At 71.6% G+C, this 20750-nt stretch carries 20 protein-coding genes; 11 read left to right on the forward strand and 9 right to left on the reverse strand.

Annotated features, from left to right (window positions below; translation table 11 throughout):
- From QQZ14_RS18080 to QQZ14_RS18090, 3 genes are all read right to left on the reverse strand, one after another.
- Window positions 1-923, reverse strand: a 923-nt coding sequence (locus QQZ14_RS18080) for a HAMP domain-containing protein (protein ID WP_284535792.1), incomplete at its 3' end; no start/stop codon positions are given.
- 27 nt (window positions 924-950) lie between these two features.
- Complete coding sequence (locus QQZ14_RS18085; RefSeq protein WP_284535793.1) at window positions 951-1370, reverse strand: chemotaxis protein CheW; 420 nt, start codon at window positions 1368-1370, stop codon at window positions 951-953.
- Window positions 1367-3670, reverse strand: coding sequence for a chemotaxis protein CheW (locus QQZ14_RS18090; protein WP_284535794.1), 2304 nt, complete (start codon window positions 3668-3670; stop codon window positions 1367-1369). Before QQZ14_RS18090 ends, QQZ14_RS18085 begins: the two co-directional genes overlap by 4 nt.
- A 218-nt stretch (window positions 3671-3888) precedes the next feature.
- Between QQZ14_RS18090 and QQZ14_RS18095 the strand changes: the two genes are divergently transcribed.
- Window positions 3889-4881, forward strand: coding sequence for a TerC family protein (locus tag QQZ14_RS18095; protein ID WP_284535795.1), 993 nt, complete (start codon window positions 3889-3891; stop codon window positions 4879-4881).
- On the opposite strand, the gene QQZ14_RS18100 is transcribed toward QQZ14_RS18095, so the two are convergent.
- From QQZ14_RS18100 to QQZ14_RS18110, 3 genes are all read right to left on the reverse strand, one after another.
- Entirely contained in the window at window positions 4867-5223 is a 357-nt protein-coding gene (locus QQZ14_RS18100) for a hypothetical protein (protein ID WP_284535796.1), read from the reverse strand. The two genes, QQZ14_RS18095 and QQZ14_RS18100, sit on opposite strands and share 15 nt — an antisense overlap.
- Before the next feature lie 138 nt (window positions 5224-5361).
- Window positions 5362-6051: a response regulator gene (locus QQZ14_RS18105; protein ID WP_284535797.1), complete on the reverse strand. Its 690-nt coding sequence runs from the start codon at window positions 6049-6051 to the stop codon at window positions 5362-5364.
- A complete protein-coding gene (locus QQZ14_RS18110) occupies window positions 6044-7366 on the reverse strand; it encodes an ATP-binding protein (protein ID WP_284535798.1) in 1323 nt (440 codons plus the stop codon). Before QQZ14_RS18110 ends, QQZ14_RS18105 begins: the two co-directional genes overlap by 8 nt.
- 155 nt (window positions 7367-7521) lie before the next feature.
- Between QQZ14_RS18110 and QQZ14_RS18115 the strand changes: the two genes are divergently transcribed.
- Window positions 7522-8751, forward strand: a complete 1230-nt coding sequence (locus QQZ14_RS18115) for a PspC domain-containing protein (protein ID WP_284535799.1) — start codon at window positions 7522-7524, stop codon at window positions 8749-8751.
- Window positions 8748-9122 carry a hypothetical protein gene (locus tag QQZ14_RS18120; protein ID WP_284535800.1) on the forward strand — a complete coding sequence of 125 codons (375 nt, stop codon included), beginning with the start codon at window positions 8748-8750 and terminating at the stop codon, window positions 9120-9122. The genes QQZ14_RS18115 and QQZ14_RS18120 overlap by 4 nt, the downstream gene beginning before the upstream one ends.
- Window positions 9123-9128: 6 nt before the next feature.
- Here the strand turns inward: QQZ14_RS18120 and QQZ14_RS18125 are convergent, their stop codons facing one another.
- Window positions 9129-10139: a glycerophosphodiester phosphodiesterase gene (locus QQZ14_RS18125; RefSeq protein WP_284535801.1), complete on the reverse strand. Its 1011-nt coding sequence runs from the start codon at window positions 10137-10139 to the stop codon at window positions 9129-9131.
- 70 nt (window positions 10140-10209) lie between these two features.
- Here QQZ14_RS18125 and QQZ14_RS18130 point away from each other — a divergent pair, with 70 nt between their 5' ends.
- From QQZ14_RS18130 to QQZ14_RS18155, 6 genes are read left to right on the forward strand one after another with little or no spacing between them, the layout of a single operon-like run.
- On the forward strand, window positions 10210-10761 hold the full coding sequence (locus QQZ14_RS18130; RefSeq protein ID WP_284535802.1) for a YbaK/EbsC family protein: 552 nt from the start codon (window positions 10210-10212) through the stop codon (window positions 10759-10761).
- Between the two features lie 40 nt (window positions 10762-10801).
- Window positions 10802-11305, forward strand: a complete 504-nt coding sequence (locus tag QQZ14_RS18135; RefSeq protein WP_284535803.1) for a DUF6328 family protein — start codon at window positions 10802-10804, stop codon at window positions 11303-11305.
- A 48-nt stretch (window positions 11306-11353) separates the two neighbouring features.
- A complete protein-coding gene (locus QQZ14_RS18140) occupies window positions 11354-13090 on the forward strand; it encodes an ABC transporter ATP-binding protein (protein WP_284535804.1) in 1737 nt (578 codons plus the stop codon).
- Window positions 13087-14850 carry an ABC transporter ATP-binding protein gene (locus QQZ14_RS18145; RefSeq protein ID WP_284535805.1) on the forward strand — a complete coding sequence of 588 codons (1764 nt, stop codon included), beginning with the start codon at window positions 13087-13089 and terminating at the stop codon, window positions 14848-14850. Before QQZ14_RS18140 ends, QQZ14_RS18145 begins: the two co-directional genes overlap by 4 nt.
- Before the next feature lie 56 nt (window positions 14851-14906).
- The gene (locus tag QQZ14_RS18150; protein ID WP_284535806.1) at window positions 14907-15935 is read left to right on the forward strand and encodes an LLM class F420-dependent oxidoreductase; all 1029 of its coding nucleotides are present in this window, start codon (window positions 14907-14909) and stop codon (window positions 15933-15935) included.
- The gene (locus tag QQZ14_RS18155; protein WP_284535807.1) at window positions 15935-17083 is read left to right on the forward strand and encodes an acyl-CoA dehydrogenase family protein; all 1149 of its coding nucleotides are present in this window, start codon (window positions 15935-15937) and stop codon (window positions 17081-17083) included. The genes QQZ14_RS18150 and QQZ14_RS18155 overlap by 1 nt, the downstream gene beginning before the upstream one ends.
- 313 nt (window positions 17084-17396) lie before the next feature.
- On the opposite strand, the gene QQZ14_RS18160 is transcribed toward QQZ14_RS18155, so the two are convergent.
- Window positions 17397-17795, reverse strand: a complete 399-nt coding sequence (locus tag QQZ14_RS18160; protein WP_284535808.1) for a hypothetical protein — start codon at window positions 17793-17795, stop codon at window positions 17397-17399.
- 10 nt (window positions 17796-17805) lie between these two features.
- Entirely contained in the window at window positions 17806-18078 is a 273-nt protein-coding gene (locus QQZ14_RS18165; RefSeq protein ID WP_284535810.1) for a hypothetical protein, read from the reverse strand.
- Between the two features lie 84 nt (window positions 18079-18162).
- On the opposite strand from QQZ14_RS18165, the gene QQZ14_RS18170 reads away from it, so the two are divergent.
- The gene (locus QQZ14_RS18170) at window positions 18163-18603 is read left to right on the forward strand and encodes a hypothetical protein (protein ID WP_284535811.1); all 441 of its coding nucleotides are present in this window, start codon (window positions 18163-18165) and stop codon (window positions 18601-18603) included.
- A gap of 231 nt (window positions 18604-18834) precedes the next feature.
- A complete protein-coding gene (locus QQZ14_RS18175; protein ID WP_284535812.1) occupies window positions 18835-20661 on the forward strand; it encodes an AMP-dependent synthetase/ligase in 1827 nt (608 codons plus the stop codon).
- Window positions 20662-20750 lie beyond the last annotated feature (89 nt).

Consider the following 20750-nt stretch of genomic DNA (forward strand, 5'->3'; position numbering starts at 1 on the left):
GTCTGCACGTTGCGCGACACCTCCTCAGCAGCACCCGACACCACACCCGCCTGCACCGACGTCTCCTCCGCACCCGCCGCAATCTGCTGCGACGACGCCGACAACTCCTCCGACGCAGCCGCCACCGCATCCGCCGAACCCACCACCGTGCCGATGACGCTGCCCACGGACTCGATCGAGGAGTTCAGGGCCCGCTCGAGCTCGCCGAGCTCGGCGCTGGAGCGCTCCTCGGCCCGCTGGGTCAGGTCGCCGTCGGCGAACCCGCGGAGGACGTCGATGCTGCTGCGCAGCGGCCGGGTGATCGAACGTGCGATCAAGTAGGCGAGGACGACGATGGCCAGCACGCCGAGCGCGCCGGCGATCAGGAACAGCGTGATCGCACTGGACCGGTCGGAGTTCGCCTGGTCCTCCTCGGCCTGGGCGGCCTCTTCGATCTGATCGATGGTACCGCCGAGCAGGGCGTCCATCTGATCGTTGGCCGCCTGGATCTCGTCGGCCCGGGCGCGCATCGCGTCCGGGTCCTTGATCGCAGCGTCGACGAAGTCGGCGATCGCGGTCTCGTACTGGGTCCAGGCGTCGTTGAACGCCGCGGTCTGCTCCGCGGTGGCGTCCAGCTGGACCGCCTCGAGCTCGGCCATCAAGCCGTCGATCGTCGCGATGTCGTCCTGGACGTCCTGGGCGATGCTCGCGTTGTCGGTGTACGTGATCGCCTTGAGCCCGTCGACCTTGAGCTCGCTGGAGCGGGTGTCGAGGGCGTGGAACAGCGACCGGGCGTCCTCGTACTTGGCGAGGCTCTTCGCGTCCGAGTCGGTGTTGCGGAGCCCGTTGAGCGCGACGCCGCCGACGACGACGGTCGTGAGCACGCCGATGCCCGCGATCGCGGTCAGGCGGCGGCCGACGGTCCAGGTGATGGGTGACTTCATGATCGTGCCTTCTCTGAGGGTTGGCCGTCAGGCCGCGACTGCGCGGTCGACGTCGAGGGCCAGCAGCAGCTGGTCCTCCAGCTTGTATGCCCCGAGAAGGAGGTCGCGCGAGACGCCCGCGAGGGTGTCCGGCGGCGGTTCGAACTGGTCGGCGTCGACGTCGACGACCGACCCGATGGAGTCGACGAGAAGCGCGATCGGCTCGCCGGCGACGCGGATGACCACGAGCATGGGCTCGGTGTCCACGGCCCGCGCCGGCATGTCGAGAAGCGCCCGGAGGTCGATCGCGCTGAGCACCTGCCCGCGCAGATTGATCAGCCCGGCGAGCGTGCGCGGCGAGAGCGGGATCCGAGTCCGCGTCTGGCCCCGCAGCACTTCCTGGACCGCCCCGACGTCGACACCGTAGAGGTGTCCATCGAGGGTGAAGGTCACCATCCGGGTGCTCACACCGCCTCCTGGAGCTCGTTGCGGAGGTCGAGGTCGACCTCCGGCTCGGAGTAGAACTTCGGGTCGGCCGCGAGGATCGCGGCGCGTACGTCGAGGACCTCGACGATCCGGTCCCGGATCAGCGTGGAGCCGACCAGGCCGTGGTCGTCGATGTCGCTGTGGACCTCGGTCTCCTCGTCGACGATGTCGATGATCTCGTCGACCACGATCGCGACGCTGCGGGCACCGGCCGAGTAGACGACGACCACCAGGTCGTCGCCGGCCCGCTCGCTGACCGCACCGAGGTGCCGGTCGAGCCGCAGCAGGGGCAGGATCGCGCCGCGGTACTGGACGACCTCGCGGCTGCCCACCACCTCGACCGAGCTGGCGGCGATGTTCTCGAGTCGGGTGACCGACGACAGCGGGATCGCCACCCGGCGTCCACCACCGATGCCGGCGACCAGCATCCGCAGGTGCTCGCCGGCAGCGCGCTGCTCCTCGGCGCCCCCGTCGCCGGCGCCGCGCTCGAGCGCCTCGGCCGTGAGCGCCCGGCGGGCGAGGGCCTGGACGTCCAGGATCAGGGCGACCCGGCCGTCGCCGAGGATCGTGGCGCCGGAGTAGGTGCCCAGCGACTTCAGGCGCGAGGTGAGCGGCTTGACGACGATCTCCTCGGTGCTGAGCACCCGGTCGATCACCAGACCGAAGCGCTTGCCCTCGGCCTGCAGGACCGCGATCAGCACGTGGCCGTCCGACCGCTCGGACTCCACACCGAGCACGTCGGTGAGCCGGACGAGCGGGAGCAGGGCTCCGCGCAGCCGGTAGACCGAGGCGCCGTTGACGTCCTCGACGGCGCTGGCCGCCCGGTCGGCGTCGAGCGCGACGAGCTCCAGCAGGCTGACCTGCGGGATCGCGTAGCGGTCGCCCGCGCACTCCACGGTGAGCGCCGGCACGATCGCCAGCGTCAGCGGGATCCGCAGTCGGCACGTGGTGCCGCGCCCGACGACGGACTCGACCTCGATGGTCCCGCCGATGCTCTCGATGTTGGTCTTGACCACGTCCATCCCGACCCCGCGGCCGGAGACGTTGGTGACCGACTGCGCGGTGGAGAAGCCGGGCAGGAAGATCAGCTGCAGGATGTCGGCCGAGGACATCTGGGCGAGCTGGGCGGAGGTGCGCAGGCCGCTGGCCAGCGCCTTGTCGGCGATCTTGTCGGCGTCGATGCCGGCACCGTCGTCGCAGACCTCGACGACCACCTGGCCGCCCTCGTGGTAGGCGCGGAGGGTCAGCACGCCCTCGGCGGGCTTGCCGGCCGCGCGCCGGCCCTCGGGCGTCTCGAGCCCGTGGTCGACGGCGTTGCGCACCAGGTGGGTCAGCGGGTCCTTGACCGACTCCAGGAGCGAGCGGTCCAGCTCGGTCTCGCGGCCGACCATGGCCAGCTTCACGCCCTTGCCGCAGGCGGCGCCGAGGTCGCGGACGACGCGGGGCAGCTTGGACCAGAGGTGGTCGATCGGCTGCATGCGGGTCTTCATGACCCCCTCCTGCAGCTCGGTCGCGATCAGGTTGAGGCGCTGGGCGGACCGCATCAGGTCCAGCCCGTCCTGGTCTCCGGCCTGCCGGACGATCTGGTTGCGGGTGAGCACCAGCTCGCCCACGAGGCGCATGAGGGTGTCGAGCAGCTCGACGTCCACGCGGATCGAGGAGTCCGCGACGTTGCGGCGCGTCACGCCCTCCTCGGCGGTGTCGGCCGGAACGGGACGGGCGGGCGGGGCCGGCGGAGCAGCCGCGACCGGGGCGGGTGCCGCGACCGGCTCGACGACCGGCTCGGCGACCGTCGCGGGCTCGGCGACGACGTTGGCGGGCTCGGGCTCGGGCTCCGGGTCGGCGGCGGGCTCGGGGAGGAGCTCGGCGATGGGTGTCGGGGCGGGCGCGGCCTCGTTGCCGTCGAGGATGGCGGTGATCCGCTCCACGACGTCGGACACGTCGACGTCGCCCTCGGTGCCGTTGTCCTCGATCGAGGCGAGCAGCTCGCGCACGGTGTCGACCATGGCGAGCAGCGGGTCGGTCGTCTGCGGCGTCATCGAGAGCTTGCCGTCACGCAGCCTGGCGAGGAGGTTCTCCCCGACGTGCGTCACGGCCTCCAGCTTCCCGAACGCCAGGAACCCGCTGGTCCCCTTGATCGTGTGGATGGTCCGGAAGATGCTGCCCAGCAGGTCTCGGGAGCCGGGCTCCCGCTCGAGCGCAACCAGGTCGCGGTCGAGCTGGTCCAGGTTCTCGTGGCTCTCCACGAGGAACTCTTGGACGATCTCATCGATCTCTTCCACCGTGTCGGCCTCTCGTCAGGTGACTACGAGGGCTTGATCGGCCCGGTGGCGACGGACCTGAGGATGGTGCCGACATTTTGCCGGGCCGTCTATCCTCGCCGCTGAGGGGAGTACCTCGACCAAGCACCACCCGGTCAGTACGGCGGCCGCCACCGGCCGCCCCGGGGGACACCTGACAACAGGTGAGGGAGACCTCGAGCACCGACTCGAGGAGCACCATGTTCACTCCCCTTGCCATCGACACCATCGGCACCCCGACGCTGTGGGCCGTCACCATCGGAGCGGTCCTGGCGCTGCTCGTCCTGGACTTCGTCGCGACCCGGCGCCCGCACGAGGTGTCGATGCGGGAGGCGCTGGCGTGGTCCGCGTTCTACGTCGCGCTCCCCCTGGCCTTCGGCGGCTGGGTCTGGAGCCGGCACGGCGCCGAGCGCGGCGTCGAGTACTACACCGGCTACCTGGTCGAGAAGACCTTGAGCGTGGACAACCTGTTCGTGTTCATGCTGCTGCTGACGGCCTTCGCGGTGCCCGCCGCGCTCCAACAACGGGTGCTGCTCTACGGCATCGTCGGCGCGCTCGTCCTGCGCGGGGTGTTCATCGCGCTCGGCGCAGCCGCACTGTCGGCGTTCGACTGGGTCTTCGCGGTGTTCGGGCTGGTGCTGCTCGCGACCGGGGTGAAGCTGCTCCGCGACGCCGTCTCCGGCGCCGACCACGCGGGCAAGGACGTGAGCCGGATGCGCTCGGTGCGCCTGATCCGGCGGCTCATGCCGGTCACGGGCGAGTACGACGGCCCGCGCCTGACCGCCCGCGTCGCCGGCCGTCGAGCGCTCACCCCCCTGGCCGTCGTGGTCTTCGCCGTCCTGGCGACCGACGTGGTGTTCGCCGTCGACTCGGTCCCGGCCGTCTACGGCATCACGGGCGACCCGTTCCTGGTGTTCGCCACCAACGCGTTCGCGCTGCTCGGCCTCCGGGCCCTCTACTTCGTCGTGCAGGGGGCGCTGAGCCGACTGGTGCACCTCGGCTTCGGGCTGGCCGCCATCCTCGGCTTCATCGGCGTGAAGCTGGTGCTCCACTGGGCGCACCTGACCTGGCCGTCGGTGCCGGATGTGCCGACGCTGGCGTCCCTCGGGGTGATCGTCGCGGTCCTCGGCATCACGACCGCGACCAGCCTGGTGGCCACCCGGGGACGTGAGGAGGTCTCAGGAGTGGGCTGAGGCCCAGAAGACGGCGACGCAGATGTTCGCGATGGTGAGGGCCAGCAGCAGGGCCCAGAGACCGTTGGCGATCCGCTCCTTGCGGAGGTTGGCCATCACGAGCACGAGGATCACCAGGCCGATGACGCCCTTGACCGCGACCTTGGTGTTGTTGAGGTCGCCGTCATCGGCCTCGATCACCCCGACCAGCAGCAGCCCGGCGAGGAACGCCGTCCCCGCGCCGTCGCGCATCAGCGCGTTGGCGGTCTTCTCAGGGCTGCGGGCCTGCACCAGCAGACCGCCCAGCAACGCGGCGAAGCCGAGCATGTGGACCACGAGCAGCAGGTGACGCAGGAACTCCATGCCAGGAGCCTAGAGGCCGGACGCTGCTCAAACGATCTGCACCTCGGCGTCGGGCGGGGTGCCGAGGCCGTTCCGGCGTCCGACGAGGTACTCGCCGAGGAACAGCACCACCCCCTCGCAAGCTCGGACCAGGGCAGCTCAGAGCAGACGGCGGTCCGACGCCCAGCGGGTCAGCTCGTGGCGGGACGAGAGCTGCAGCTTGCGCAGCACGCTGGACATGTGGGTCTCGACGGTCTTGATCGAGATGAACAGCTCCTTGGCGACCTCCTTGTAGGCGTAGCCGCGGGCGATCAGCCGCATCACCTCGCGCTCGCGCTCGGTGAGCCGGTCGAGGTCCTCGTCGACGGCCGCCACGTCGATCGAGCCGGAGAAGGCGTCCAGCACGAAGCCCGCGAGCCGCGGCGAGAACACCGCGTCGCCCTCGGAGACGCGGCCGATCGCCTGCACCAGCTCGGGACCGGTGATCGTCTTGGTGACGTAGCCGCGGGCACCACCGCGGATGGTGCCGATGACGTCCTCGGCGGCGTCGCTGACCGAGAGCGCGAGGTAGCGGGTGTCGGGCGAGGCACCCGAGAGTCCGACCCGCCGCATCACCTCCACGCCGCCGCCACCGGGCAGGTGGACGTCGAGCAGCACCACGTCGGGCCGGTGCGTCGACACCGCCGCCACGGCCTCGTCGACGTCGGCCGCCTCGGCCAGCACCTTGACCAGCCCGCGACCGGCGGTCTCGAGCTCCGCTCGCACGCCGCGCCGGAACATCGCATGGTCGTCGACGATCACGATCGCCACCGGTCCCGCAGTGCGTGCTGCCGGGCGCTGCTCACTCATCGTTCTCCTCCTGTCGCGGCTGCCGGGACAGGTGCAGCCGCACCTCGGTCCCCTCGCCGAGCACCGACCGGACCTCGGCCGTGCCTCCGTGACGCTGCATCCGGTCCACGATGCTGTGGCGGACGCCGTACCGGTCCGCGGGCACCGTCGCCGGGTCGAAGCCCGGGCCGCGGTCGCGGACGAAGACGTCGACCGCGGTCTCGGTGACCTCGGCGTAGACGTCGACCTTGCCGGTCCCCGCATGCTTCGCCGCGTTGGTCATCGCCTCGCCGCTCGCGTTGACCACGGGCCGGAGCGTCTCCTCGAAGTCGCAGTCGCCGACCGTGACCACGTCGACGGACACGGCGTACTCGTCCTCGACCCGCGCCGCGGCCCCCCGCAGCGCGCTCGCCACCGTGCGCTCGTCGGTGGAGTCGCCGGCGTAGAGCCACGATCGCAGGTCGCGCTCCTGGGCGCGGGCCAGCCGCGCGACCGTGGTGGCGTCGTCGGCGTTCTTCTGGATGAGGGCGAGCGTCTGCAGCACCGAGTCGTGCAGGTGGGCGGCGACGTCGGCTCGCTCCTGGGTGCGCACCCGCTCGGCCCGCTCGTCGCTGAGGTCGGAGGCGAGGCGGTAGATCCACGGCCCGATCACGATCGCGAGACCCACGATGCTCAGCAGCGCCACCACCGTGACGTCGCGCGCCATGCTGAGCGAGCCGCCGCGCACCGCGTACAGGAACAAGGCCGCGACGATCAGCAGAACTCCAGCGCCGACCCGGGCGTACGACGCCCAGCCGCCGCTTCCGAACACCGCGCGCACGGGATCGATCCGGCCGGTGCTGTCCAGCCAGCGCTCGCGCTGCGCCTCGTCGGCCTGCCGCCACAGCAGCGCGACGCCGACGATCGCGATCACCAGGGGCCAGAAGATCGCGCCCCGGCCGAGCACCGCCTCGAGCATCAGGATCGCGCCGAGCCCGAGCGCGGCCAGCGCGATCGCGGGGCCGACGTCCCCGAGCCGGCGCATCCGGCCCGGGCGCCGGCCGCCGCGGGTGGCGCTCTCGATGCCGGGGGCACCGGTCTCGAAGTGCGCGTCGGAGGGCAGCAGCCACCACAGGCCGGCGTAGAAGGCCACGCCGGCACCGCCGAGGAATGCGGCGACCACGAAGCCCGCACGCACCCACAGGACCGGGAAGTCGAGGTGCCGCGCCAGGCCGGCCGCCACCCCGCCGAGGATCGGCTCCTGGGTGTCACGGGTCGCGCGTCGCCCGCCGAGCGGGACCGCCGCCGATCGCGGGTCGGGCCGGCCGGCGTCGGCGGTGGCGTGTGCGCTGCTCATCTCCCCCTCATCGTCTCATTGCGGGTGACCGCGGACCATGAGGGCGAACCCCGACACACCCCTGACCGCACCCCCGGCCACCCGACCCGCGGCACCGGGCAGGATCAGGGCTGTCCCCGATGGTGCGCGCTCGCACGACCGACCAGGCTGGAGCCATGACCACGACACCGCCCGAGGCACCATCAGGCCCGCAGCCACAGCACCCCACCGGGGGCACCGGCCCGCGCGTCGACCGCGACCAGGTCCGCGACCTGGGCCGCCTGCGCCGCTCCGTCAGCGATCGCAAGGTGGCCGGCGTGGCAGGCGGCCTCGCGCGGCACCTCGACATCGACCCGCTGATCCTGCGGGTGGCGTTCGTGGTCCTCGTGTTCTTCGGCGGCGCCGGGCTGATCCTGTACGGCGCGTGCTGGATCCTGGTGCCCGAGGACGGGGCGGCCCGGGCGCCGTTCAACCTCGACGAGCGCAGCCGCTCGGTCGCGCTGGTGATCGTCGGCGTGGTCGCCGCCCTCGCCCTGATCGGCGACTCCTGGGGCGCGTTCTGGTTCCCGTGGCCGCTCGCCGTGGTGGCGCTGGTCGCGCTGTGGCTGCTGACCCGCAACAACCCGCCACGCCCGGTGCCACCGGTGCCGTGGGCCCCGGACCCGTCGGCCCCGGTCGCGCCGGGCTTCACGGCCGCGCCGTACGCGCCGCCGCCGTCCGCACAGCCCACCCAGCCGGCGTACTCCCCACCGCCGCCCTCCTACGTCCCGCCGGCGACGTACGTCCCGCCTCCGCCCCGCCCGCCCAACCCGCGCAAGCGGGGACCGATCCTGTTCTGGTTCACGCTGGCGCTGATCACCCTCGCCGAGGGCGTGCTCGGGATGGCCGACCTGGCCGGCGCGTCGGTCGCGGACGCGGCGTACCCCGCCCTCGCCGTCGGGATCTGCGGCCTGATGCTCGTGGTCGGCGCGTTCTACGGGCGGGCCGGTGGGATCATCGCGCTCGGCCTGATCTCGACCGTGGTGCTGACCGGTGCGACCGCGGCGGACCGCTGGGACGGCGACCGGGTCACCGAGACACCCACCAGCTCCGCGCTCGTCGACGACCGCTATTGGCTCGGTGTCGGTGAGCAGCTGATCGACCTGCGGGAGGTGTCCGACCTCCAGAACCTCGACGGTCGCACGCTCGAGGTCGAGGGCGGCATCGGCCACATCGAGATCATCCTCCCCGACGGTCTGACCGCCGTCGTCCACGCCGACGTGGACGGCCCCGGCAACATCGAGGTCTTCGGCTTCGAGCGGGGCGGCATCGACACGACCGTCAACTCCTCCGACGGGGCCGAGACCGACCCGCGGATCACCATCGACACCCAGCTGGGCGTCGGACAGATCGAGGTGCACCGATGAGCACGACCACCTTCTACGACACCTCCGGCACGGCCGGGACCGCGCGCCCGTCGGGACGGCACCCGGTCAACGTCGGCCACCTGGTCATGGGGATCGCGTTCCTCGGCCTGGTCGGCGTCTGGGCCCTGATCCAGGGCGACGTCGTCGGCGACGGTGACGTCCGCTGGCTGATGCCGGTCCCGTGGGTGCTCGCCGGGCTGGCCGGCCTGCTCGCCGTCGGGCTCTCGAGCGGCAAGCGCTGGTCGACCCGGCAGACCGGGTGGGTCGGCAGTGACGCCGACCGTGACACACCCCCGGTCGACCCCGAGCAGGAGCCGACCGACACGCTGACGGAGCCGACCGTCGAGGAGACCCCGGACGAGGAGCGCTGAGCGCGCTCAGCTGGCGTGGACCCGGGCGCCGGAGGCGTGCAGCCGGCACGCCTCGAGCGTGGTGTCGGGGTGGTCGGTGAACAGGCCGTCCACGCCGGCGTCGAGGAAGGCCTGGGTCTCCTCGATCGAGTCGCCGATCGCCGCGGGGTCCGCCCCGCGGCGGTAGCCCGTCGGCAGGAAGGCGTTCTCGTCGCGCAGCGTCCAGACGTGCACCTGGAGGCCGGCGGCGTGGGCATCGGTCACCAGCGGCGAGGGGTCGCCGATGGTGCCGGTGTCGGCGTGCCGCGGGAGCACGAGGTCCTTGGCCACCCCCACCGCGTCGGCGTACGTCGCCACCCGCCGCAGCCCCGGCGACGTGACCAGGTCGACGCGTCCGTCGGCGGCCACCAGCTGCACCAGCGGCAGCGCGGTCCGCGACCGCAGCCAGCGCAGGTTGCCGGGCTCGAACGACTGCAGGAACACCGGGGCGCCTGCGCCGCCCATCCCGTGGCGGGCGAGCGTGTCGAGCAGCGGCTCCTCGAGCGCCAGCCCCAGCGAGGCGAAGTGCGAGGGGTGCTTGGTCTCCGGGTACACGCCGACCGGGCGGCCCAGCCGCCCCGACTCCTCGGCCACCAGCGTGAGGATCTCGTCGAACGTCGGCACGTCGTAGCGGCGGTCGTAGCGGGTGTTGCGGGGCCGCAGGTCGGGCAGCCGCTCGACCGCCCGCAGCGTCTTGAGCTCGGCGAGCGTGAGGTCCTCGGTGAACCAGCCGGTCACGACCCGTCCGTCCACCTCCTTGGTGGTCATCCGGTCGGCGAGCTCGGGATGGTCGGCGATGTCGGTGGTCGCGCTGATCTCGTTCTCGTGGCGCGCGACCAGCACGCCGTCGCGGGTGCTGACCAGGTCGGGCTCGACGTAGTCGGCGCCGAGGGCGATCGCCAGGCGGTACGACGCCAGCGTGTGCTCCGGCCGGTAGCCGGAGGCGCCCCGGTGGGCGATGACCAGTGGCAACCCGTGCAGCTCGAGCGGCTCGCGCATGCCCCCAGCAGACCGCGGGAGTGTGTCGCCGCAGCGGAAGCGACATGAACCCTGGGTGACACCCGCCAGAATGACCGACGTGACTGCGCCCGCGCTCGGCTCCCTGACGACCGTCCCGGCCCTCGACCGACCCGACCTGCTGGCCCCCTCCGTCGTGGACGCGCTGCGGGCGTGGCCGGGCGCCGGCTCGATCGGCGTCGTGGAGATCGACCCGGCGATCGCCGACACCGCGGCACTGGCGGCGGCGTACGACCTGCCGATGTCGACCGGCGCCAACTGCGTGGTGGTCGCGGGTCGCCGCGACGGGGCCGAGCGGGTCGCGGCCTGCCTGGTGCGGGCCGACACGCGGGCCGACGTCAACGGCCTGGTCAAGCGCACCCTGGACGTGCGCAAGGCGTCGTTCCTGGCGATGGACCGTGCCGTCGAGGAGTCCGGGATGGAGTACGGCGGGATCACGCCCATCGGCCTGCCCGCGGGCTGGCGGCTGCTGGTCGACCCGCGCGTCCTCGAGATCGACGTGGTGGTGATCGGCTCCGGCGTGCGCCGCTCCAAGCTGCTGCTGCCGGGCGCACTCGCCGCCGAGCTGCCCGGCGCCGAGGTCGTCGAGGGTCTGGCCGGCTGAACTGGGGCGCGAGCGGGTGACGCTGGGTCACACTGTCGCCATGAGCGACGACGAGCTGCCGGAGAACCCCAAGTCGGGCCGCCGGGAGACCGAGGAGGAGCGGCTCGACCGCAAATGGGAGGACCTGCTGCAGGAGCTGCGGGTGATGCAGACCGGGGCGCAGCTGCTCGCGGGCTTCCTGCTCACGCTGCCGTTCCAGGACAGGTTCGGCTCGCTGGACGACGTCCAGAAGGGCCTCTACCTGGCACTAGTGCTGCTGGCGACCCTGACGACCGCGATGATCATGGGTCCCATCGCGATCCACCGCCGGCTGTCCGGGCGACACGTCAAGGAGCGCCTGGTGGCCTCGGCACACGTGCTGGTGTGGGGGGTGCTCACCGCGATCGCGCTGCTCGTGACCGGCATCGTGATGTTCATCTTCGACATGGTCATCGACCGCACCTGGTCCAGCATCGCGGCGGGCACGATGGCCCTGGTGATGGTGACGCTGCTGGTGCTGCTCCCCCACCACCTGATGAAGCGCGATGACGTCGCCTCGCCGTAGCCGAAAACCCATGGCTCGGCGCAAGCGCCGGTCCGTACCCTGAGACGAGTGCGCCACCTGCCCCTCGACCACCCCGGGACCCCCGATCACCGCTCGCCGGGACGGTTCCTGTGGTGGATGGCGAAGGGGCAGTGGGCCACGCTGCTCGGGGGCATGTGCTTCGGCATCATCTGGATGAGCTCGCAGGCCGTGATGCCCGCCGTCATCGGCCGGGCGATCGACCTCGGCATCGCCGACAAGGACACCGGCGAGCTGCTGAAGTGGGCCGGCGTGCTGTTCGCGATCGGTCTCGTCCAGGCCGCCAGCGGCATCGTCCGGCACCGGTTCGCGGTGACGAACTGGCTGATCGCGGCGTACCGCACCGTCCAGCTCGTCACCCGGCAGACCGTGCGGCTCGGCGGCGCGCTGCCGCGCCAGGTATCCACGGGCGAGGTGGTCGCGATCGGCACCAGCGACCTCTCCCACCTGGGTCAGCTGATGGACGTGTCGGCGCGGTTCGCCGGTGCGGTGGTGTCGTTCGTGCTCGTCTCGGTGATCCTGCTGCAGACCTCCGTCACGCTCGGCCTCGTGGTGCTGATCGGTGTGCCCGTGCTGATGCTCGGGGTCGCGCCGATCCTCGGCCCGCTCCAGCGCCGCAGCGCGCACCAGCGGCACCTGATGGGCCAGCTGGCCAACACCGCCAGCGACATCGTCGGCGGGCTGCGGGTGCTGCGCGGCATCGGCGGCGAGCAGGTGTTCCACGACCGCTACCGCCGCGAGTCGCAGACCACCCGGGCGGCCGGCGTCCAGGTCGCCCGGCTGCAGTCGGTGCTCGACGCGCTCCAGGTGCTGCTGCCCGGCCTGTTCGTCGTGGTGGTCGTCTGGATCGGCGCGCGGTACGCCGTCGACGGCACGATCACGCCGGGCGAGCTGGTCGCGTTCTACGGCTACTCCGCGTTCCTGATGATCCCGCTGCGGACCGCCACCGAGTACGCCAACAAGATCATCCGGGCGCGGGTCGCCGCCGTCCGCGTGTGCCGGGTGCTCGCGCTCGAGCCCGACGTGCACGAACCGGTCGAGGCGGCGCCCTCGCCGCCGGTCGGCTCGGACCTGTACGACGCCCGCACCGGCCTGCTGGTGCGCCACGGCCTGCTGACAGCCGTCGTCAGCGAGCAGCCCGACGAGTCGGCCGCCCTCGCCGACCGGCTGGGCATGGCCGCCGCGCCCGTCGACGGCCGGCTGGACGAGGACGTGCGGCTCGGCGACGTACCGCTCACCGCCCTGTCCCCGGTCGAGGTCCGGCACCGGATCGTGGTCTCCGACACCGGGGCACTGTTCTTCTCCGGGCGCCTCGGCGACCGGCTCGACGTGACCGGCGGCGGCGACGTCGCCGCCGCGCTCGAGACGGCGTCGGCCGGCGACATCCTCGATGCCCTGCCCGAGGGCCTCGACACTCAGGTCGCCGAGCGGGGCCGCAGCTTCTCCGGCGGCCAGCGGCAGCGGCTGGTGCTCGCGCGGGCGCTCGCCACCGACCCCGAGATCCTCGTGCTGGTCGAGCCGACCTCGGCGGTCGACGCCCACACCGAGGCGCGGATCGCGTCCCGGCTACGCCGGCACCGGGCCGGGCGGACGACCGTGGTCACCAGCAGCAGCCCGCTGATGCTCGACGCCGCCGACCGGGTCGCGTTCCTGCGCGACGGCCGGATCGTCGCCACCGGCACGCACGCCGAGCTGCTGGAGACCGACGCCGACTACCGCCTCGTCGTCACCCGGGAGTCCGCCGACCTCACGGAGGTGGGTCGATGAGTGCCACCGCGCACCTCCCGGTCGCCGACACGCGCGCCGTACGCCACTACGCCGTCGACCTGGCGCGCCGTCACCCGCGGATGCTGTGGTCGGCGGTCGCCCTGCACGTGCTGGCCGCGCTGGCCGGGCTGGCCGCGCCCCGCCTGCTGGGCGACCTGGTGCAGGCCGTCGAGGGCGGCACCACCACCGGCCACGTCGACCGGGTGGTGGCCGCCCTCGCGGGGTTCCTGGTCGTCCAGACCGTGCTCACCCGCTACGCCCGCTACCTCAGCCAGGTCCTCGGCGAGCAGGTGCTCGCCGAGCTGCGCGAGGACTTCGTCGGCAACACGCTCGCGCTCCCGGTCGGGGTCGTGGAGTCGGCCGGCTCCGGCGACCTGCTGACCCGCACCAGCCGCGACGTCGACCAGCTCGGCTGGTCGGTGCGGATGGCGCTGCCCGAGTGGACGATCGCGGTGATCACGGCGGTCGTGACGTTCGTCGCCGCGATCAGCGTCGGCTGGTGGGTCGCGCTGCCCTGCGTGCTGGGCGTCCCCCCGCTCGTGATCGGGCTGCGGTGGTACCTCGCCCGCGCCAAGGACGGCTACCTGCGCGAGAGCGCGACGTACTCCCAGATCAACGCCACGCTCACCGAGACCGTCGAGGGGGCTCGCACGGTCGAGGCGCTCGACCTCGGCGGCGAGCGGATCCGCTCGATCGACCGGGACATCGACGCGTCCTACCGGGCCGAGCGCTACACGCTGTTCCTGCGCACCGTGTTCTTCCCCAACATGGAGATCGCCTACCTGATCCCGACCGTCGCGACGCTGCTGTTCGGCGGCTACCTCTACACGCAGGGCCAGGTCTCGCTCGGCGACGTCACCGCGGCGACGCTGTACGTGCAGATGCTCATCGACCCGGTCGACCGGATCGTGTCGATCCTCGACGAGCTGCAGCTCGGCGCGGCCTCGCTGGCCCGGCTGCTCGGCGTCGCCCACGTGCCCGACGACCGCGAGGTCAGTGGCCGCGAGCCCACCGGCGAGCAGCTCGCGGCCGAGGACGTGCGGTTCTCGTACGTCGACGGGCGCGACGTACTGCACGGCGTCGACCTCACCGTCGGGGTCGGTGAGCGGATCGCGATGGTCGGCCCGTCGGGTGCCGGCAAGTCCACGCTCGGCCGGCTGCTGGCCGGCATCCACCCGCCGCGCACCGGCTCGGTGACCGTCGGCGGCGTCGGCCTGGTCGAGCTGCCGCTCGACGACCTGCGCGGCCACGTCGCCCTGGTCACCCAGGAGCACCACGTGTTCGTCGGCACCGTGCGCGAGAACCTCGTGCTGGCCCGGCCCGGCGCCACCGACGACGACGTCCGCGACGCGCTGGCCGCCGTCGACGCGCTCGACTGGGTCGACGCGCTGCCCGACGGCCTCGACACGGTGGTCGGCTCGGGCGGGCGTGCGGTCACGGCCGCACAGGCCCAGCAGGTCGCGCTCGCGCGCCTCGTCCTGGCCGACCCGCACACGCTGGTGCTCGACGAGGCCACCTCGCTGATCGACCCGCGGGCCGCCCGGCACCTGGAGCGGTCGCTCGCCGCCGTACTCGAGGGGCGCACGGTGATCGCGATCGCGCACCGGCTCTTCTCCGCCCACGACGCCGACCGGGTGGCGGTGGTCGAGGACGGCCGGATCTCCGAGCTCGGCTCGCACGACGAGCTGGTCGCCGCCGGCGGCTCCTACGCCGCATTGTGGGACAGCTGGCACGGGCGGGGCGGCGACCGGCCGGCGTGACCCCGGCCGAGACGGGACGTTGACCTCGGCACGACCGTGACAGTTATGCTGTCACAATGAAGCTGTCGATGCCGCTGATGTACGACGGGAACCCCCGCCAGACCGCCGACCAGGTCGCCGGCCTCGAGAAGGCGGGGCTGGACACGATCTGGGTGGCCGAGCCCTACGGGTTCGACGCCCCCACGCTGATGGGCTACCTGGCCGCCAAGACCGAGACCGTCGAGATCGGCGCCGGGATCCTCAACGTCTACTCCCGCACACCCGGTGCGCTGCTGCAGACCGCCGCCGGTCTCGACAACGTCTCGGGCGGCCGTGCGGTCATCGGTCTCGGCGCTTCGGGGCCGCAGGTGATCGAGGGCTTCCACGGCCTCCCCTACGACAAGCCGCTGGGTCGCACCCGCGAGGTCATCGAGATCATCCGGATGGGCCTGCGCCGCGAGTCGCTGGTGCACGACGGCATCTTCACGCTGCCGCTGCCGGCCGACCAGGGACTCGGCCTGGGCAAGCCGCTCAAGCTGCTCAACAAGCCCGAGCGCCCCGTCGTCCCTCTCTGGGTCGCGGCCCTCGGCGACAAGAACGTCGCGATGACCGCCGAGGTCGCCGACGGCTGGCTGCCGTTCCTGTTCCTGCCCGAGAAGGCCCAGGAGGTCTGGGGCGACTCGCTCGCCCGCGGCACCGCGAAGCGCTCCGCCGACCTCGGCCCGCTGGAGATCAGCGCCGGCGGCATGGTCGCGATCGGTGAGGACGTCAAGGGGATGCTCGACTTCATGCGGCCGATGTACGCGCTGTACGTCGGCGGCATGGGCGCCCGCGGCAAGAACTTCTACAACGAGCTGGCCTGCCAGTACGGCTACGAGAAGGAGGCACGCGAGATCCAGGACCTCTACCTCGACGGCCACAAGCGCGACGCCGAGGCCAAGGTGCCGCTCGAGTGGCTCGAGGCCGGCAACCTGGTCGGCCCCGCGTCGTACGTCCAGGAGCGCATCGCCGCGTTCCGCGAGGCCGGCGTGACCAGCCTGCAAGTGTCCCCCGCGTCGGACGACCCGGCCGCGACCATCGCACAGATCAAGGAGTGGGTGGCCTGATGCCTGACAAGCCGAGCATCTTCGAACAGGAGCACGAGGACTTCCGCGGCACCGTCCGCGCCTTCCTCGACAAGGAGGTCGTCCCCCACCACGACCAGTGGGAGAAGGACGGCCAGGTCAGCCGCGAGGTCTGGCGCAAGGCCGGCGAGCACGGGCTGCTCTGCTTCGACGTCGACGAGGAGTACGGCGGCGCCGGCGTGCACGACTTCCGCTACAACATGGTCGTCGCCGAGGAGATGTGCCGGGTGGGCGCGAGCGGCCCGGGCTTCCCGGTGCACACCGACATCATCGTCCCCTACATCAGCCAGCTCGGGACGCCGGAGCAGAAGGCCCGCTGGCTGCCCGGCCTGGTCAGCGGCGAGATCATCTCCGCGATCGCGATGACCGAGCCGGGCGCCGGCTCCGACCTGCAGGGCATCAAGACCTCGGCCATCGACAAGGGCGACCACTACGTCCTCAACGGCTCCAAGACGTTCATCAGCAACGGCATCCTGGCCGACCTGGTCATCGTCGTGTGCCGCACCGACCCCGACGCCGGCCACCAGGGCATCAGCCTGCTGGTCGTCGAGCGCGGGATGAAGGGCTTCGAGCGCGGCCGCAACCTCGACAAGATGGGCATGAAGGCCCAAGACACCGCCGAGCTGTTCTTCGACGACGTCGAGGTGCCCAAGGAGAACCTCCTCGGCGCCGAGGGCTCCGGCTTCATCTCGCTGATGGTCAACCTCGCCCAGGAGCGGATCTCGATCGCGGTGATGGCGGTCGCCGCCGTCGAGCTGATGCTGGAGCTGTCCCTGTCCTACGCCAAGGAGCGGCAGGCCTTCGGCAAGCCGATCGGCAGCTTCCAGCACAACCGGTTCCTGCTCGCCGAGATGGCCACCGAGGCCCACATCGCGCGGGTCTTCGTGAACGACTGTGTGCTCAAGCTCAACGCCGGCGAGGTCGACCCCGCCCTCGCCTCGATGGCGAAGTGGTGGACCACCGAGCTGCAGAAGAAGGTCGTCGACCAGGCCGTCCAGATCCACGGCGGCTACGGCTACATGATGGAGTACCCCGTCGCGAAGGCGTACGTCGACAGCCGCATCCAGACGATCTACGGCGGCACCACCGAGATCCAGAAGGAGATCATCGGCCGCTCGCTGGGCATCTGAGGTCGAACGGTGGTTGAGGCGCGAAGGCGCTAGCGCCTGAGCCTCGAAACCACCGGCGGCGATCGCGCCCGAGGACCTGCTCGGAGTTGCGGTCGTCAGGCGGGCTGCGGGCCGGCGTGTGATGCCGCTCCCTGGTCTTCGAAGAGCGTGGTTTGCGGTCCGTGGTGGTCACCGGGCGGCGTGGCGGGATGCTATCTCCGTCTTGACGGAGTCTGCTGTCTTCCGAAGTCCATCGCGGACGTCTCGGGACAGGGTGTCGAACAACTCCTTCGGACCCCAGAGGATTGCTTGGAATCGCAGGTGGTTGGTCGCCTCAGGTGCGTGCGCGCCCTATCCACGCTGTGGCGCGGGACTGCTCGCGCAGCGGCTCGCCCGGCGGCGCCCAGTGCCAGACCCAGGTGAGGGTGGCGTCCGCGAAGTCGGCGCGGATCTGCATGGGCATGGGGGCGGCCACGGCGGCGGTGAAGACGCCGGCCAGTCCTTCGTGGAACGCCACGACCTCCGAGAACTCCCCCATCGCGACGTGGAGGGACGACGCCGTGATGATCGTGTGCTCGACGTGCTGCAGACCGTCGTCGCCGACGGCTTCGTAGTCCAGGCTCAGCGCGTGCTCGGTCAGCCTGCGGACCTCCATCCGGCACACACAGTGCCCGCTCTCCTCGCCCTCGACAGTGCCTCGGTACAGGCCAGGCGGAACCTCCAGCAGCGCCATGACTGGCTCCTCAGACAACTGGTAGCGGGTCGATCGGCTCGTCGTACTCCCCCAGCACGTAGCGGAGCCGGTGGTTGAGGTCGTTGAGGCCCTGGCGCACTCCGCGGCGCGTCGCCTCCCGTGCCGCACCGTCAGCGACAAGGCGCCGCGCGACGTGATCGGCCCAGTCCGGAAGGGCATCGCCTGACGGCATGAGCTCGCCCTCCAGGACCGCCAGGAGACCGATCAGCGCACCGATGTCTTGTATGCGTGGCGCTCGGGGAGTCAGCTCGAGATCAGGCACGCAGCCAGCATCCGCTCTGGTTGTGCCTTCTGGCCAGTCCCCGCCCTGGTTTGCCGACAGGAGGGCGTGCCAGGATCGGACTCCGTGACCTCATGGCGGGACTCGGCAACACAGTCGGCGCAGGACGACCTGGACGGCCTGCTCAACCTCGTGCTGCCCCACGCGGAGGACCTGCTCCGCAGACGCGGTGAGTTCTACCCGTTCGGCGCCACGGTCTCGATGGACGGTACGACGGCACTGATTGGAGCCGATCCCGGACTCGGACGACGCCCGCCGCCCGACCAGGTCCTGGCCGGCCTCTATCAGGGAGTGCAGGGGGACGCGGCGTCGCTCCGGGCCGCGGCGTTCGTCGCCGACGTCCGCGTCGGCAGGTCGGACGCGATCCGCGTCGAGCTCGAGCATCGCGACGGCGTGGCTCCGGTCGTCCTGGTCCCCTACACGCCGAGCAGGTCGAACCGGCCCGTCAAGCTCGGCAGCATGAGCGCCGTCGCAGGCGAGCCGAGGGTGTGGACGTCGCTCACCTGAGCGACTGACCGCCGACCGGTGGTTGAGGTGCGAGCGAAGCGAGCCTCGAAACCACCACCTCCTGCGGCGCGGCCTCGGCGAGATCGCCCGGTGACGGTGGTTTCGAGACGGTTGCCAGCGCAACCTCCCCAACCACCTGGTCCGGTCGCGCCTGGACTGACGCTCGACAAGGCTCCCTGCCAGACGCGAGGCTGTGACCCACGCCACGCCCGTCGACCCAGGGAGCAACAGATGAGCAACGACGTCCTCTCCGAACGCGCCAGGATCGAGGCCGCCGTCGCCGGCCGGACGCTCGTGGACGCGCTGGCCGAGACGGCGACGTCGTTCGCCGACCGGCCGGCGTACTCCGACAAGCACGAGGTGCCGGAGGGCGAGGCCTGGCGGACGATCACGTGGGCGCAGACCCGCGAGCTCGCACTCGACGTCGCGGCCGGGCTCGTGGACGCCGGCGTCCAGCCGGGCGACACGGTCGCGATCATGGCGACCAACCGGATCGAGCACTTCGTCGCGGACATGGGCGCCGTGCATGCGGCGGCCACGCCGATGTCGATCTACAACACGCTCTCCCCGGAGCAGGTCGCGTACGTCGCGAGCCACGCTCGGCCGACCGTGGTGATCCTGGAGAACGACGACCACCGGACCCGCTGGGCCAAGGCGATCGCGGAGACCGACAGCATCCGCAAGGTCGTGATGCTCGGGCAGGACTGGGACGACCTCGTGGCCGTGGGCCGGGCCTACCGCGCCGCCCACGACGACGAACTGGACGCCCGCGCGGCCGCCCTCGAGCCGGACGCACCGGCGACGATCCTCTACACGTCGGGCACCACCGGCAACCCCAAGGGCGTGGTGCTCACCCACCACAACGTGATGTACGAGGCGCTGAGCACGCTCGAGGCCGCGGGCCTGCACGAGGCGCAGACCGCCATCAGCTACCTGCCGCTCGCCCACATCGCCGAGCGGGTGCTGGGCCTCTACGGTCCGCAGATCCAGGGCAGCCACATGCACGCGATCGGCGACCCGTCCGGTCTGCTGGCCGCGCTCGGCGAGGTGCACCCGACGAGCTTCTTCGGTGTCCCCCGCGTCTGGGAGAAGATCAAGACCGGCCTGTCCGCCAAGCTCGCCGCGGACCCCGATCCCGCGAACGTGAAGATGGTCCAGGACGCGATGGCCGCAGCGCAGGCCTGGGTCGCGGCCCAGGAGGTCGGCGGCACGATGACCCCGGAGATCGAGGACGCCTACCGCAAGGCCGACGAGCAGATCCTCGGCTTCCTCAAGCTGCTGCTCGGCCTCGACCAGGTCACCTGGGCGGGGTCGGCGGCGGCGCCGATGCCGATCGAGGTCGCGCGGTTCATGGCCGGCCTCGGCCTGAAGGTGTACGACGTCTACGGCATGACCGAGACCTGCGGGGCGGTCACGGCCAACGGTCCCGGTGGCTTCAAGCTCGGCACCGTCGGGCGCGCCACCCCCGGCATGGAGGTCCGGCTCGGCGAGGACAACGAGGTGCTGGTGCGCGGGCCGGTGATCACACCCGGCTACCACCTCCAGGATGAGGCCACCCGGTCGCTGATCGACGAGGACGGCTGGGTGCACACCGGCGACATCGGCACCCTCGACGACCACGGGTTCTTCTCGATCGTGGACCGCAAGAAGGAGCTGATCATCACCTCCGCCGGCAAGAACATCGCGCCGTCCAACATCGAGGGCTACCTCAAGGAGTCCCCGATCGTCGGCCACGCGATGGCGATCGGAGACGGGCGCCCGTACGTCGTTGCGATCCTCACCCTCGACGGCGAGATCGCCCCGATCGTCGCCCAGCAGATGGGCATCGAGTTCACCGACCTCGCCGACCTCGCCGAGAAGCCCGAGATCCGGGCGATGGCACAGAAGGCCGTCGACGAGGCCAACGCCCGGCTCTCCCGCCCCGAACAGGTCAAGTCGTTCGAGCTGCTGCCGGTAGAGTGGACCGCCGAGTCCGAGGAGCTCACGCCGACCCTCAAGCTCAAGCGGCGTGTGGTGAACACCAAGTACGCCGACGTGCTGGACCGCCTGTACGGCTGAGAGCCGGAGCAACACGGTCGCCGCTGGGAGCGCATCCGAGCCGCCCGAAACCCGTCAGGCAAGCGGTCAGGGACTGTCCTCAATCCCTG

It is taken from the genome of Nocardioides sp. T2.26MG-1 (genome assembly GCF_950101795.1).
Taxonomy (GTDB): domain Bacteria; phylum Actinomycetota; class Actinomycetes; order Propionibacteriales; family Nocardioidaceae; genus Nocardioides.

What these genes read in the sequence shown, in the direction of transcription:
- QQZ14_RS18095 (WP_284535795.1), top strand. Translation starts at nt 3,889, where the DNA reads ATGTTCACTCCCCTTGCCATCGACACCATCGGCACCCCGACGCTGTGG.
- QQZ14_RS18100 (WP_284535796.1), bottom strand. Translation starts at nt 5,223, where the DNA reads ATGGAGTTCCTGCGTCACCTGCTGCTCGTGGTCCACATGCTCGGCTTC.
- QQZ14_RS18105 (WP_284535797.1), bottom strand. Translation starts at nt 6,051, where the DNA reads ATGAGTGAGCAGCGCCCGGCAGCACGCACTGCGGGACCGGTGGCGATC.
- QQZ14_RS18110 (WP_284535798.1), bottom strand. Translation starts at nt 7,366, where the DNA reads ATGAGCAGCGCACACGCCACCGCCGACGCCGGCCGGCCCGACCCGCGA.
- QQZ14_RS18115 (WP_284535799.1), top strand. Translation starts at nt 7,522, where the DNA reads ATGACCACGACACCGCCCGAGGCACCATCAGGCCCGCAGCCACAGCAC.
- QQZ14_RS18120 (WP_284535800.1), top strand. Translation starts at nt 8,748, where the DNA reads ATGAGCACGACCACCTTCTACGACACCTCCGGCACGGCCGGGACCGCG.
- QQZ14_RS18125 (WP_284535801.1), bottom strand. Translation starts at nt 10,139, where the DNA reads ATGCGCGAGCCGCTCGAGCTGCACGGGTTGCCACTGGTCATCGCCCAC.
- QQZ14_RS18130 (WP_284535802.1), top strand. Translation starts at nt 10,210, where the DNA reads ATGACCGACGTGACTGCGCCCGCGCTCGGCTCCCTGACGACCGTCCCG.
- QQZ14_RS18135 (WP_284535803.1), top strand. Translation starts at nt 10,802, where the DNA reads ATGAGCGACGACGAGCTGCCGGAGAACCCCAAGTCGGGCCGCCGGGAG.
- QQZ14_RS18145 (WP_284535805.1), top strand. Translation starts at nt 13,087, where the DNA reads ATGAGTGCCACCGCGCACCTCCCGGTCGCCGACACGCGCGCCGTACGC.
- QQZ14_RS18150 (WP_284535806.1), top strand. Translation starts at nt 14,907, where the DNA reads ATGAAGCTGTCGATGCCGCTGATGTACGACGGGAACCCCCGCCAGACC.
- QQZ14_RS18155 (WP_284535807.1), top strand. Translation starts at nt 15,935, where the DNA reads ATGCCTGACAAGCCGAGCATCTTCGAACAGGAGCACGAGGACTTCCGC.
- QQZ14_RS18160 (WP_284535808.1), bottom strand. Translation starts at nt 17,795, where the DNA reads ATGGCGCTGCTGGAGGTTCCGCCTGGCCTGTACCGAGGCACTGTCGAG.
- QQZ14_RS18175 (WP_284535812.1), top strand. Translation starts at nt 18,835, where the DNA reads ATGAGCAACGACGTCCTCTCCGAACGCGCCAGGATCGAGGCCGCCGTC.